The sequence below is a fragment of the Hymenobacter sp. M1-2 genome (assembly GCF_057808495.1).
Map to the genome: position 1 here is coordinate 1 of NZ_JBTYZO010000032.1, position 12941 is coordinate 12941.

General features: G+C 57.9%; 16 protein-coding genes. 8 read left to right on the plus strand and 8 right to left on the minus strand.

Translation table 11 applies throughout. The features are described 5' to 3' along the window. Positions 1-53: 53 nt before the first annotated feature. Positions 54-632: a glycoside hydrolase family 25 protein gene (locus tag ACYSMN_RS23025; RefSeq protein ID WP_488926275.1), complete on the minus strand. Its 579-nt coding sequence runs from the start codon at positions 630-632 to the stop codon at positions 54-56. 123 nt (positions 633-755) lie between these two features. On the opposite strand from ACYSMN_RS23025, the gene ACYSMN_RS23030 reads away from it, so the two are divergent. Together ACYSMN_RS23030 and ACYSMN_RS23035 are read left to right on the plus strand one after the other, a co-directional pair. Then, the gene (locus ACYSMN_RS23030) at positions 756-1025 is read left to right on the plus strand and encodes a VF530 family protein (RefSeq protein WP_488926276.1); all 270 of its coding nucleotides are present in this window, start codon (positions 756-758) and stop codon (positions 1023-1025) included. 159 nt (positions 1026-1184) lie between these two features. Next, positions 1185-1511, plus strand: a complete 327-nt coding sequence (locus tag ACYSMN_RS23035; RefSeq protein WP_488926277.1) for a hypothetical protein — start codon at positions 1185-1187, stop codon at positions 1509-1511. A 125-nt stretch (positions 1512-1636) separates the two neighbouring features. On the opposite strand, the gene ACYSMN_RS23040 is transcribed toward ACYSMN_RS23035, so the two are convergent. Continuing rightward, complete coding sequence (locus ACYSMN_RS23040) at positions 1637-2020, minus strand: Hsp20/alpha crystallin family protein (protein ID WP_488926278.1); 384 nt, start codon at positions 2018-2020, stop codon at positions 1637-1639. Between the two features lie 253 nt (positions 2021-2273). Between ACYSMN_RS23040 and ACYSMN_RS23045 the strand changes: the two genes are divergently transcribed. Continuing rightward, complete coding sequence (locus tag ACYSMN_RS23045) at positions 2274-3041, plus strand: PPK2 family polyphosphate kinase (RefSeq protein WP_488926279.1); 768 nt, start codon at positions 2274-2276, stop codon at positions 3039-3041. 10 nt (positions 3042-3051) lie between these two features. Here ACYSMN_RS23045 and ACYSMN_RS23050 read toward each other — a convergent pair whose 3' ends face one another. From ACYSMN_RS23050 to ACYSMN_RS23070, 5 genes are all read right to left on the minus strand, one after another. Then, positions 3052-3600, minus strand: a complete 549-nt coding sequence (locus ACYSMN_RS23050; protein WP_488926280.1) for a GNAT family N-acetyltransferase — start codon at positions 3598-3600, stop codon at positions 3052-3054. A gap of 21 nt (positions 3601-3621) precedes the next feature. Continuing rightward, entirely contained in the window at positions 3622-4086 is a 465-nt protein-coding gene (locus tag ACYSMN_RS23055) for an SUKH-3 domain-containing protein (protein ID WP_488926281.1), read from the minus strand. 237 nt (positions 4087-4323) lie between these two features. Continuing rightward, on the minus strand, positions 4324-4917 hold the full coding sequence (locus ACYSMN_RS23060; RefSeq protein ID WP_488926282.1) for a hypothetical protein: 594 nt from the start codon (positions 4915-4917) through the stop codon (positions 4324-4326). Positions 4918-4970: 53 nt separating this feature from the next. Beyond that, on the minus strand, positions 4971-5339 hold the full coding sequence (locus tag ACYSMN_RS23065) for a DoxX family protein (protein WP_488926283.1): 369 nt from the start codon (positions 5337-5339) through the stop codon (positions 4971-4973). A 59-nt stretch (positions 5340-5398) separates the two neighbouring features. Continuing rightward, positions 5399-5866, minus strand: coding sequence for an Rrf2 family transcriptional regulator (locus tag ACYSMN_RS23070; RefSeq protein WP_488926284.1), 468 nt, complete (start codon positions 5864-5866; stop codon positions 5399-5401). A 562-nt stretch (positions 5867-6428) separates the two neighbouring features. Here ACYSMN_RS23070 and ACYSMN_RS23075 point away from each other — a divergent pair. The 5 genes from ACYSMN_RS23075 (at position 6429) to ACYSMN_RS23095 (ending at position 11515) form a co-directional block, all read left to right on the plus strand. Then, positions 6429-7493, plus strand: a complete 1065-nt coding sequence (locus ACYSMN_RS23075) for an NADH:flavin oxidoreductase/NADH oxidase (RefSeq protein ID WP_488926285.1) — start codon at positions 6429-6431, stop codon at positions 7491-7493. Between the two features lie 110 nt (positions 7494-7603). Then, positions 7604-9718, plus strand: coding sequence for a M13 family metallopeptidase (locus ACYSMN_RS23080; protein WP_488926286.1), 2115 nt, complete (start codon positions 7604-7606; stop codon positions 9716-9718). Between the two features lie 463 nt (positions 9719-10181). Then, positions 10182-10451 (plus strand): hypothetical protein, encoded by a 270-nt coding sequence (locus ACYSMN_RS23085; RefSeq protein ID WP_488926287.1) that lies wholly within the window; start codon positions 10182-10184, stop codon positions 10449-10451. A 211-nt stretch (positions 10452-10662) separates the two neighbouring features. Continuing rightward, positions 10663-10968 (plus strand): hypothetical protein, encoded by a 306-nt coding sequence (locus ACYSMN_RS23090; protein WP_488926288.1) that lies wholly within the window; start codon positions 10663-10665, stop codon positions 10966-10968. Positions 10969-11173: 205 nt separating this feature from the next. Continuing rightward, on the plus strand, positions 11174-11515 hold the full coding sequence (locus tag ACYSMN_RS23095; RefSeq protein WP_488926289.1) for a hypothetical protein: 342 nt from the start codon (positions 11174-11176) through the stop codon (positions 11513-11515). Positions 11516-11593: 78 nt separating this feature from the next. Here the strand turns inward: ACYSMN_RS23095 and ACYSMN_RS23100 are convergent, their stop codons facing one another. Next, positions 11594-12856: a TPM domain-containing protein gene (locus ACYSMN_RS23100; protein ID WP_488926290.1), complete on the minus strand. Its 1263-nt coding sequence runs from the start codon at positions 12854-12856 to the stop codon at positions 11594-11596. Between the last annotated feature and the right edge of the window lie 85 nt (positions 12857-12941).

Genomic DNA, 12941 nt, shown 5'->3' on the forward strand with positions numbered 1-12941 from the left:
AAGGCCAGCCCTGGCTTTTGCGGACCTCTTCCGTTGTTAACTCACACCAAGCGTTAGAGAATAGGCCGAACTCCGTAGTGGCGCTCCACCAACCGCAGCCAAATGGCCACATTGCGCCGCATCACGGCTACGTCGTGAAACTTGGCGTGCTCTACATCGAGCACCGGGGGCAGGTCGCCGGGCACCAACGGCACGGTGCGGGTGAACAGGTTGGCTTGCCGCGCCGCGTCGGAGTTGGGCTGAAAGTAGTGATAGGCCCCGCGGTACACGCCCGCCTGCCGGGCGGCATTCCAGTTGCGGCGAAAGTGCGAGTCGCGGAGGGTGGCGCCTTCTGAGGCTTTAATGAAAGCAAACTTCACCTGATGGCTCGCCACTTCCGCCCAGTCGATACGGCCTTGGTAAGCTGAAACATCGATACCGTGTATAGAGTAGCCTTCAAGCAGGGGCGTTTTCTCGCGCCCGGTGAGGTGGCCAATAGTGAGCGTGGCCCAGGTACGGCGAGCGTAGCGGTTCACCTGCCGCCGATATTTGCTATAGAGTCCTAACGCCCCCAGCAACACCAGCAGTAGCGCCCAAAGCAAGAAGGGGCGCACCCAGGAGCGGCGACGAGAGGGGGAAGAAGAACGTTTCATTGAGGTAATCACGGCAAAAGTAACGCCACCAACGGCTGTTGTAGTGCCCAAAAACGACAAAAGGTGGGGCGCAGCAGCCGTTTTTACCGAACTTGCTACCTCGTTTCTCGCACACTACTTCCCATGCCCACACCTCCTGCCCCCAACGATGCCCGCGACGAAAACGGCCGTTTAATTCGTGAGTTACACGGCGTTACGCTAGCTACTATTGTAGAGTATTTGCACACCCACTACGGCTGGCCGGGTCTGGATGAGCGGTTGCGTATGAACTGCTTCGCCGTGAATCCTAGCGTTAAATCGGCCCTGGCTTTCCTGCGCCGCACGCCGTGGGCCCGTACCAAAGTAGAAGAGCTCTATATTCAAACCCGCACCGCCGAAGTGTTAAAGAAGTGATTAGGAGATTAGGTGACAGGTAACACGTGATAGGTGAAAAAATAGCACAACAGTCACCTTAACCTATCAACCACATCATTTCCTTATCATCTTTCTAATTCGTCCTATTTTCCAACAACCTCTCACGTGTTACCTGCCACCTGTAACTTCCTCACTTAAATGGCCGACGTAACTGAAAAATCTAGCTTGTTGGCTCTGGGTGCGGGGGCGGTTTGTTTTCTGCTATTCGAAACCGTAGCCTACTACTTGCTGCGTTGGGTGACGTCGCCGCTAGGCATGGCCGATCAGTATCAACCCGAAAACACCATTGTGCCGAACTGGGTGAAAGCAGTGGTGTTTCTGCTGCTGCACCTGATACTGGTAGTTGTCGGCGTCCTGACGGTCAGCAACCAGCTTCCACGCCGCTATCGAGGGCAGGTAATGGGCTGGTTCTATCTGTCGCTGCTGATGGGGTTCGTGTTGCTGTTTCTGCTATTTAACGGATGATATTCTTCTAGGCTGCCGGCCCATTTCGGTGGAAGCCCAAGGCAATAAAAAAAGCCACTGCAAAGCAGTGGCTGATGAGACAAGGTACCGGTCGGCCCCGGCGTTATAATAAGCAGTGACTAGGATTAGCGCTGCTTGATTTGAATTTCGCGCTGCTGGCTCGCTGAGTCCTGGAACGGAATGCGGATGCGCAGCTCGCCTTGCTCGTGAATAGCATCGATGCGGCTCAGGTCGAGGTTGGCCGGCAGATCGAGCACTCGGGTGAAGAGTGGCGCGGCCAGCTGATCCTCGGGGCTGTGGCGGAACTCACCATACACCGTCAGACGGCTGTTGCTGAGCACCACGTGGATATTTTCGGGGCTCACGGAAGCAGCAGCTATGCGAATTACTACACCCTGCTCCCGCTTGTCCACGCGCATCTGAGGCTGCGCAATGCCTCCGCCCAGCGTATTGAGCAGATCCAACTGCGGGGCCAGGTTACGGATGAATTCTCGGCTTATCAGGTTCATGGTTGTTTTCCTCTCGTAGATTCGATGGGTGTATGGCAAACCATGTACCAACAGAATATAAGTACTATGTAGGTACTACTTCGGACATAATGGCCGCTGAAATGACAGTATTAATAGTCTTTGCAGCCATTGTGGCCGGCAATGCCGAACAGTCGTCTGAGCAAAAAGCCGCCTAGAATGGCTTCAATACCTTTCCAATGGCCATGCAGCGTATTTAGTCATTGTTTTGTTGTTTTACCTATCTTCTGCTTTTATGAAAGATTCTGCTGTCAACCTGGCCAACCTGTCTAGCCGGGCGCCCACCGATTTACCGAAAGCGGCTACGCTGCGAGAGTTGAAGCGGATTCGGCAAGAGCTGATAGACTTACAGGACCGTCTCTACGCCGAAAACCGCCGTAGCGTGCTCGTCATTCTGCAAGGCATGGACGCCAGCGGGAAGGATGGATTGGTCCGGCGCGTGTTCAGCGGCATCAACCCGCAGGGTGTACGGGTGCATTCGTTTAAGTCGCCAACCGAGGAAGAATTGGCTCACGATTTTCTATGGCGGGTGCACCTGCAAGCGCCGCGCCGGGGTATGATTCAGGTGTTCAACCGCTCCCACTACGAGGACGTGCTCATTACGCGGGTGCTAGGGCAGGTGAACAGCGAGGAGGCCCACCGCCGATTCGTGGCCATCAACAATTTTGAAAAGCTCTTGCAGCAGGCGGGCACGACCATCCTCAAGTTCTACCTGCACGTGTCGGAAGACGAGCAACGGGCCCGGCTCCAGGAACGCGTGCTGGATCCTACTAAGCAATGGAAGTACGAAGCCGGCGACGAAGAAAAAGCTCAGCAGTGGCCCCAGTACCGAGTTGTCTACGAAGACGTGTTTCAGCACTGCAACCCCGCCAGCTGCCCCTGGCACCTCGTGCCCGCCGATCAAAACTGGTACAAAGCTTACGTGGTGGCCCGCACCCTGCGCGATACGCTGCTGACAATGCAACCTCAATACCCACAAGCCAAAGCTGCCCGCCCTCAGTGAAACAAAGCACTCACGCCACCAACTCCTGTTCCACTTCCCGCTCGAAGCGCACCCGCTCATCGTTACCGAGGCCAACAAGCTGAAACCCATTCCGGAGCAGCACCCGCTGCGATACCTTATTGCCGGGAAGAGTGTGCGCTAACAGGCGACGTACTTGCCCAGTGCGGGCCGCGTGCTGCACTAGCCCCGCTACCAATTCGGTGGCCAAGCCCTGCCCGCGCCAATCGGCCGCAATAGAATAGCCAATTTCGGCGGTGCCTTCGGCGTCGGGCGGGCCCCAAAAGCCGCCCGCGCCAATGAGCGTGGCGGGGTGCCCGTCGATGGCTCGCTGAATGGCATACCAGCCGTACCAACCCGCCGCCGTGCGTCCGCCGGCCGTCAGCTGGGCCAGGAAATAGCGGCTGGCCTCCTCGTCGTACTCACCGGGAGGCCAGTCGGTGGGCATGGCGGCGCCTAGCAAAACCGGGAAGTAGTGGGGTTTGTATAGCTCGGCCGTGAGCAACGCACGGCTTGCCGCCAGCAGAGTGAGGCGCGGGGTGTGGGCAATAAGCGGAATCATAGCGAAAGATAGAGGCTGTACCTAAGCCACCTTGGGAGACTGTACTCCCTGGAAGGGCAAGTCCAGCAGAATAGCTTCCAAGGCTTGCGGCGCTGAGGCGGCAATGTAATACAGTCCTTCTTCGCAGGCTCCGTAAAACGAGCCGTTGCTGGCAACCAGTAAACAAAGTGGGTCGGCGTAAGCGTGGCCCACGATGCTGAGCGCTTGGCCTGGCACTAAAGGCTCGTACTCGTGGCGCAACCGACACAAATTGAGCAGTCCCGCAGCCTGCCGAACATCGAACTGCATGCTGGCCGTGCTATGGTCTTGCCGGGTGAAGTAGCAGTGCAGGCCACCGAATTCGCTCAGAAAAGCCGCGGCGGCGGGCAACCAAGTGAGTTGCAACTGATGTGCTTCCTGCTCATAAGGTCCACTATCGACGTTGCGGCCGGCGTACCAGCCCGCCTCAGTCAGCAAATGATGCACTTCATCGGAGAAAGCGGGCATGGGCAACAAGGCAAGTAGCGCCGCAAGGTACTACTGCCGAGGTTCGGGGCAATATGGCGCCACTTTTCCCTTTCATTATCAAAGCGGAAAGGACGAACAGTGCGCCAGCTGTACCAGTTTTAATTGCTACAGGAAAGCTTCACCCACTATCACCACTATCAACAGGCGTCTTCCCGCCAAACTTTACTAACCCTAGTAAAGCACCCGCTTCGCACGCCTTTACTGCTGAAGCCTAGTTTAGTCGGCGCGCGAGAGCAGCAGCGTAGTATCATCAACGGGCACCGGGGCTAGCGTGGCGATGGTAGTTGCCTTCGTGAGATAGTCGCCGGGAGCTACGGTGCGGCTGGCGACTACACCATCCTGCGGCGCCGTCACGAAAAGAAAACTCAACTGCGCGGGCGCTTGAGCTACTTGCTGTCGAGTGGCAGTCAACTGTTCTTGCGCGGCCGTGAGAGCTTTGGCAGAAGCAGTGGGCTGCTGCGCGACTAGCGTGTCGTAGGCCCGCTGGTGCTGGCTGAGCAGCACGTCGAGCCGACGCTGCTCGGCGCTACGAATTTTCTCGGCTACTTTCAACAATAATTGGCCTTTACGGACACGCTGGCCTTCACTGAAATACACTTCCCACACGCGGCCAGCCACAGTGGCCCGTACCGGCGTAGCGGGTGAGGCAGCTGGTTTGTCAGTGACAGTAGAAGGTGTTTCAGTGAGAGGCAAATAGGCAGTAAGCGTTTCGGGATAAGAAGGACCGTTGGAAGGGAGGGTTTGCACAATAGCGGCACTACTTGCACCCACTAACAGGGTAACAAGCGCCACCCGCAAATACTTTTTCATGATGGAGGAGGAAGGGGCTAGCGTAGGCGTAGCGCAGGAGCAAGGCCGGAGCCTTAATGTAGTGGCGCCACGGCTTGTGGCCGGCGCAAGAAGTAAACTACGAGCAGCAGTATCAGAAACACGGCCGCGCCGATGGTAGAAGACGCTGGCATAGAAGTCAGGAATAGGAGGGAGGCAACGGCGCCCACCATAACCAAGGCCAGCCCGAGAGCTGCTAGCCGCGTGAAGCGGGGAATGAGCAGGCCGATGGCGCCTAGCACTTCCACCGCACCAATGGCATAAGTGGCCCAGGCTGGGTAACCCATGCTAGTGATGTTGCGAATCATCTCCGGGTTGCCCATAAGCTTGGTGCCGCCCGCGAACAAGAAACCCAAAGCCAGCAGCCCTTGGAGTATCCAGGCAACAATGTTTTGCGCTTTCATAGGAGTAGAGGTTGGGAAGAGGCTGCGGGTTAAGTGTGGAAGGAGAAGGCAAATGAGTGTTAAGCAGCCGCACCTGGGCAGCCGCAGTCTTGGTCGAAGTCTTTGGGAAGCCGAGCCGCTAGCTGCTGCATCACCTGCTCCAGCGACACGGCCGCCAAAGCATTGCGCATAGCCTGCTCGGCGCTGCCAAATAAGTCTTCCAGGGTGTGCTGCATCACGCGGCCCAGGTTGCAGTGAGAGTTGGGGGTGGTGTTGCCTACGGCGAATAAGTCAGGCTCGGGTTCTTGCATTGCTTCGTACACATCCAGCAATGACACGCTAGCCGGAGCTTGCGCCAATAGTGCCCCGCCGCCCGCGCCTAGTTGCGTCCGAACGAGGCCCGCCGTCCGCAACGTGCTAATCAGCCGGCGCACCACCACCGGGTGGGTACCAGCACTGCCCGCCAGCACCTCCGACGATACCGGCTGCCCTTGCGCGTGCGCCAGGTAGGCCAGAATATGCGTGGCAACGGCAAAGCGGGTGTTCATGAAATTAATGTAACTGATTTGGTTGCAAATATACGCCTTCCCCGAAGAATAGCAAGGTCACTATACGGAATAAGCCGCGCCACCAGCTTTAGTCAGCGCGGTGAATAGTAGGTGAAGGAAGCAACTTTATGCTCGCATATGTGACTATTGTTGCAAGCATCTCGTTGATTGTCAACTAAGATGTAGTTTCGTCCTTGCACATTTTCCGCTGTATGATGAATAAGTTATTTCTTTCATTTTTGCTGATGGGAAGTGCCGCTAGTGCTTCTCTTACTCAGGCTCAAGGCATTCCTGCCAATCCTCAGCCGGCTAGCACCGTTAATTTGCAAGATGCCTCCCCCAGCCAGGGCGCCCGCACAGTTACGCTCGATACCAACCGGGGAAAGCTGAATAAAGCATCTAAACAGCCGATGACCGCGCCAGATTCTACTCGTTCGTCGCAAAAGCCAGCCCCGAAGAAAGCCAAGCCCTAGCCGCAGTCGCTTCTTTAGGTGTTTAGCTAGGCCCAAACTCTTGCTGGCCGGGGCCGTTTATTCGCTGCCATCGACTGAAAGTCCCTGCTATGTCCAGTTTGTTTTCGCCGCTCGTGCTGGGCGGCCTCACGTTGCGCAACCGAATTGCGGTGGCGCCTATGTGCATGTACAGCGCTCAGGATGGCTTTGCCAACGACTGGCATCTGGTGCACTTGGGCAGCCGTGCCGTGGGTGGAGCCGCCCTCGTCATTCAGGAAGCCACCGCCGTATCGGCAGAGGGCCGCATCACCCCCGACGACCTAGGCCTCTGGAAAGATGAGCACGTGCCGTTTCTGCGGCGCATCACCGATTTTATCAAGGCGCAGGGCGCAGTGGCCGGTATCCAGCTGGCCCACGCCGGCCGCAAGGCTAGTCACACCAGCCCCTGGAAAGGCAGTACTGTAGTGCCCATTGAAGCTGGCGGTTGGACCACGGTGGCCCCCAGCGCCCTGCCTTTCACGCCCGATGAACCCGTTCCCCACGCGCTGGATCTGGCAGAAATTCAGCAAGTTGTGGCTGATTTTCAGGCTGCGGCTCGGCGGGCGCTGGACGCGGGCTACGAGGTAGTAGAACTGCATGCTGCCCACGGCTACCTGCTGCACGAATTTTTCTCGCCCCTGAGCAACCACCGCACCGACGCCTACGGGGGCTCCTTCGACAACCGAATTCGGCTGCTGCTTGACATAGTGGACGCCACTCGCACCGTGTGGCCCGCGCACCTCCCACTGCTCGTGCGCATATCAGCTACCGACTGGATGGAAGGGGGCTGGACGGCTGACGAAACAGTGGCTTTGGCCGCCATCCTCAAAAAACGGGGCGTGGACCTGCTCGACTGCTCTAGCGGCGGCAACGTACTGACGCCTATTCCGGTTGGGCCGGGCTACCAGGTGCCGTTTGCGGCGCGCGTACGGCAGCAAACGGGCTTGCTGACTGGCGCCGTGGGCCTCATCACCACTGCCCGCCAAGCCGAAGACATTATTGCCACAGGCCAGGCCGATTTGGTGCTGCTGGCGCGGGAACTGCTGCGTGACCCGCATTTCCCGTTACGTGCCGCACACGAGCTAGGAATTGATGTGCACTGGCCCAACCAGTATCAGCGGGCTAAACCGCGTTAGAATGCCAGGATTCCCAGGGGAAGGAATGCTCATCTTCGCAAGGCGTGGGCCGCAACCTGCCTGGCCTTCTTCGCGACCTTAGCCTTACTACTTCACCTTGCGCTGTTCCAATGATCAAACCCTACTCCCTCCTAACCTGGGGTATGGCGGCCGTGCTAGCCAGCTGCGCTACCACTACCCGCACCACGCCCGCCGCTACCACCGCGGCTCCCACGGCCACAACTCCCACGGCGGCTACTGCTGCGGCTCCTAGTATAAAAGGAGTCGGCATCAACCCCGCCGACCTGGACCGCTCGGTGTCGCCGTGCGACGACTTCTTCCAGTTTTCGGGAGGTACTTGGCTGAAAACCAATCCTGTTCCGAGCTACGCTTCCAGTTGGGGGCCGCGCAACCTGCTCAACGACCGGACGCAGATTCTCCTACGGCAGATTCTGGACGAAGCCGCCGCTAATACGGCCGCTGCCAAAGGCACCAACGAGCAAAAAGTGGGCGACTACTATGCTGCTGCTATGGACACCGTGGCTATTGAGAAGGCGGGTCTGACGCCCTTGCTGCCGGAGCTAAACCGTATTGCCGCCGTCAAGGACTTGAAAGGATTGACTCCCGTGGTGGCTCGGCAGAAGATGTTGCAGACGGGTGCTTTCTTCCGGGCCGGGGTGGAAGTAGATGAGAAAAATTCCACCCAGTACACCGTGGGTATGGCGCAAGGCGGCCTCACGCTACCCGACCGCGACTACTACTTCAAGCAGGACGCGCGCACCGAAACCATCCGGGCCGCGTACCGCAAGTACCTCGTCAATATGTTTGGGCTGCTGGGCGACGCGCCGGCCGTGGCGCAGAAGAACGCCGCCACCGTGGAGCGGCTGGAAACGCGGCTCGCCAAAGCTTCCCGCACCCGCGTGGAACTGCGCGACCCGCAACTGAACTACAACAAGATGACGCTGGCCGTGGCGCAGAAACGCTACCCCAACCTTAACCTCGCGCCGCTACTGGCCGATATGCAGTTGGGCCAAGCCAAGGAAGTTGTGGTGGGGCAGCCAGCTTTCTTCGATGAGGTGAACACGCTGCTCAAAGCCGAGCCGCTGGCCGACCAGAAAACTTACTTGCGTTGGCACTTGGTTCGGTCGGTGGCGGGGGCGCTGCCCAAAGCGTATGTAGACGAGTCGTTTCGGTTCCAGCAGGTGCTGAGCGGCAGCAAGCAGCAACTCACGCGTTGGAAGCGGATGCTCGGTTCTACTGATGCTGCGCTGGGCGAAGCGTTTGGCCAGCTTTACGTGAACAAGGCGTTTTCGCCGGAGGCCAAGCAGAAGGCCCTGGACATGGTGGCTAACATCAAGGTATCGATGGCGGAGCATATCCAAACCAACACCTGGATGAGCGACGCCACCAAGCAGGAAGCCCTGAAGAAGCTGAACGCCCTGCGGGTGAAAATCGGCTACCCCGACAAGTGGAAGGACTATTCTGCCTTGAATATCTCGCGCGACTCCTACCTCCGCAACCTGCTGGCGGCGCGCGAGTGGGAGTACCGCGAAGAAGCCAAGAAGTACGGCGGCCCCATCGACCGCAACGAGTGGGGCATGACCCCGCCCACCATCAACGCCTACTACAACCCGCCGATGAACGAAATCGTGTTTCCGGCGGGCTACCTACAGCCGCCGTTCTTTGACCCCAAAGCCGACGATGCCGTGAACTACGGCGCCATTGGCGGCGTCATCGGCCACGAAATGACCCACGGCTTCGACGACCAAGGCCGCCAGTACGATGCCGCCGGCAACCTGCGCGACTGGTGGACCCAAGCCGACAACGATGAGTTCAATAAGCGCGCTGCCGTGGTGGGTCGCCAATACGATGCCTTTTCCCCGCTCGATTCGGTACACGTGAATGGCAAACTGACGATGGGCGAAAACCTCGCTGATTTCGCCGGTCTAACCATTGCTTACGGCGCCTTGCAAAAGCAACTCAAACAGCAATTCGGCGACCAGCCGCGCCCCCTTATCGATGGGTTTACGCCGGAGCAGCGCTTCTTCCTGAGCTGGGCCCAGCTACGGCGCACCAACATCCGACCCGAAGCTCTGCGCCAGCAAATCCTCACCGACCCGCACTCGCCGGGCCAGTACCGCACCATTGGCCCGCTCATGAACATGCCCCAGTTTTACCAAGCCTTCGGCTGCCAGCCGGGCCAGAAAATGGTCCGCTCAGACGCCGACCGCGCCGTGATCTGGTAATCCCAAAGAAGGTGATGCATAATGAAAAGACGCTCTGTGAAAACGGAGCGTCTTTTTTAATGAACCCGTGTAACCGTAGTAATGCGACATGAGCTATGAAAAGCGAGACACAGGACGGGCGGATGTGTTGCAGCATTGTACATGAGCAGAGGCATCCGCTTAAGGTCGAGTGCCGATAGAAAGGTGTACAGGGTGAGGGCCACAGAAAGGCTAGTAGGAGTAAGAATTAAGGGTGTAGGGCTTAACCATAGACGCCTACCCGACCTATGATTTGAATACTTTTTCTTCGAGCTATTTGAAAAAGTATAATTCCAGTTTTTCGAAGAAGTTGAAAATACAGTAGGAGCAACTCAACACTTTTTAACTAAATCAAGTATATTAGTTTATAAGCACCACTTTGATAGGACATTTTCTTTCGAAGCGTTGTACGCTGTAAAGTCGAACCGTTTTACTCATCTTTCTTATGTTTAAAACCATACTCCTTCTTCTCTTCGCTCTGCTGGTCTTCGTTGATCCAGAAACAGCACTCGCCACTGCTACCGAAGGCACGGCAGCTCCCACTGAAATGGCCGCGACACCGCGTCCTAACTACAAGCGTTACCGTGGCAACAGCCGTCACAAGCCTCGCAAGCTAGGCCCCGTTCGCCGTTGGAAACTGCGCCGTAAGGCCCAGCGTAAGCGTGGTACTGGTCGGCCGAGCATTAAGGCGGGCCCACCGGTGCGCACTAAGTAAACATCTTCGGGGCCTAGTAGTAGCCCCCGCTCTGTCCTGTGAGGATGGAGCGGGGGCTTCTTTGTGCCATCTTCTATTTCTGCTCTTCCTCAATTCTTCGGCATCATTTTAGTAAAGAGGCTCGACAGCAAGCGGCGCTAGGAATAGAAGGCGTACCTTCATCCGTTCGTTCGCTGGCTAACGTACATTGCCTCAACCTCAACTCTTTGTCATGATTCGAATTGTATTCCTTTTGTTGTGCGCGCTGCTCGTGCTTTGTGAGCCAGGCCACGCCACTGCCGAGCCAGCCGCCACCGAAGCGGTCGATACCCATGCCGACGCTACCGAAGCGGCGGCCATTCCAAGACCAAACTACAAGCGCTACAAGGGCAACAGCCGCAGCAAGAAGCGCCGGCTTGGGTTTTTCCGCCGCCGGGCCGCCCGGCGCAAAGCCATGCGTAAGCGCAAGCAGCAAGCAACTGCTCCAAGAGGCGTAATCAAAGTAGATGCTCCAGTAGGAACTATGCCCAAGCGGTAGTCCACTCCGCATTGTGTGAATGCACCAACTATTCGCCGCCTTTCCTGAGTAGGAAGGGCGGCGAGTTTGCTTTTCAAGAGGTTCCGTACGCCCGGTCGTTTAGCCCATTTGAATACTAGAGCAATAGACGAAGACAGTAAGACAGCCGTAACCTAATGAGTGGCCGTATACTCGGGTACATCTCACGCCTAGCTTCTTTCACCTTATGATACGTGCCGCCACCCTCGCTCTATTGCTGACCACGCTCGTTGGCAGTGCTGCCCTCGCTCAGAACCGAGCCCCCGCTACACCCACTCAGCGCAAGGCGGGCGCCGTGAAAGTGCCGCCACCCAACACACCTATGCCCGCTCCGGCTACTGCCTCTGGCACCACCACCACCAACGGTCAGGGACAAAGCCAAGGCAAAGCCATTGCGCCTGGTCTAACCGGCGACCCCGCCCGGCAAGCCACTGTCGACGACAACCAACCCCTGCGCCAGCCGGTACCAGCCCCGCCTCTCGTTAAACCTGCTGCTCCCCCAGCTCCAGCTACCAACAAGAACCAGTAGATAACTTCTAGCATAACAAAGGCCGGGCAACTACCCGGCCTTTGTTGTTGGATGCGAATTCTGGGCTTAGAATCGGTGTTACCACGAGCCACTGTTGTCGTCGGTGCTGTCGAAGCCCCCGCCGCCCGTATCGTCTGAGGAAGTGTCGTCGTACGCACTATCATCGGACGAGAAGTAGTCGGGAGAAGAATCGGCGGCGGAGTCGGAGAAGTAATCTGGGGCCACTTCGTTGGAGCTGCCAGCATCATTCATGAAAGGGAAGCCGCCAGCGGTAGCGGGGCCAGCGCCGTTGTCGAGGGCTGGGGGAGTGTTGTCGGAGTTCAGGTGCGTGCTTTCTGGCTGGTCGTGCCCGGAAGCCATTCGGTTGCCGAGGTAGGCTCCGGCCGCGGCGGCGGCACCAGTTAGCAAGGCGCCGCCCATACCACTGCCACCCATACCACCGCCTATGCCGCTGCCGCCCATACCCGAACGATTTGGCAAAAACTCAGGGCCGGAAGCAGCTCCAGGATTGCGGCCATAGCCACCCGCGGGACCAGTGGGCGAATTGGGTAGAAAATCAGGAGCATTCTGGCCGGGCGTTGGGCCTGCTGCCGGCGCCGGGCGCCGCCGAAATAGCTTGAAGAGCAGCCAGATGATGCCGCCTACTACCAGTGCGCCCACAAGCAGCGTTCCAATACCAAGCCCCGATGATTGAGGTTCGGCAGCAGTATACGGACTTGTAACTGTGGGCTCTGGCTCGGCAGCAGACGGGAGTTGGTCTACTTGGTTTGAATTGGCGCTGGAAGCCGTTGCTGGATCAGGCGTGGTACCCGGTTCGGTCTTTCTAGGGTCGGAACTGGGATTAGCAGCCAGCATCAGCGTGTTGAGGCCCGTGCGTAGCCCAGCGAAGTAGTTGCCTTGCTTGAAGCTAGGAGTCATTTGCTGGTTGATTACGCGGGCTGTTAGCTCGGGCGTAATCACGTTGCGTAGGCCAGAGCCCGCCTGAATGGTGACTTTGCGCTCCTGGCCTGACAGTAATACCACCAAACCATTGTTTTTGTCGCGTTGCCCAATGCCCCAGGCTTCACCCAGCGCCCGGCCGTAGTCGGCCACGTCGCGGCCCCCAAGCGTAGGCACCGTCACGACTACTATCTGCGTGCCGGTATTGTCGGCGTAGCGACGCAGGCCACTTTCGAGCTTTTTGGCGTCGGCGGCACTCAATAATTGGCCTTGGTCCGTTACGAATCGGAATGGCGAAGGCCGTGCGGGTAGGTCGGCATCAGTGGCTTGGGCTATTGCCGCCGCGGGCCATTGCAATGCTACTACCCCGAGCAGCCACATGAAAACCAGAAAACGATGCATAGTGCAGAGGTTTAGAATGAGGAAAAAAGCCGCCGAACTCTCTCTGTGAATTTAATTGTGGGAAGGAGCCCGGAACGACGTCGGC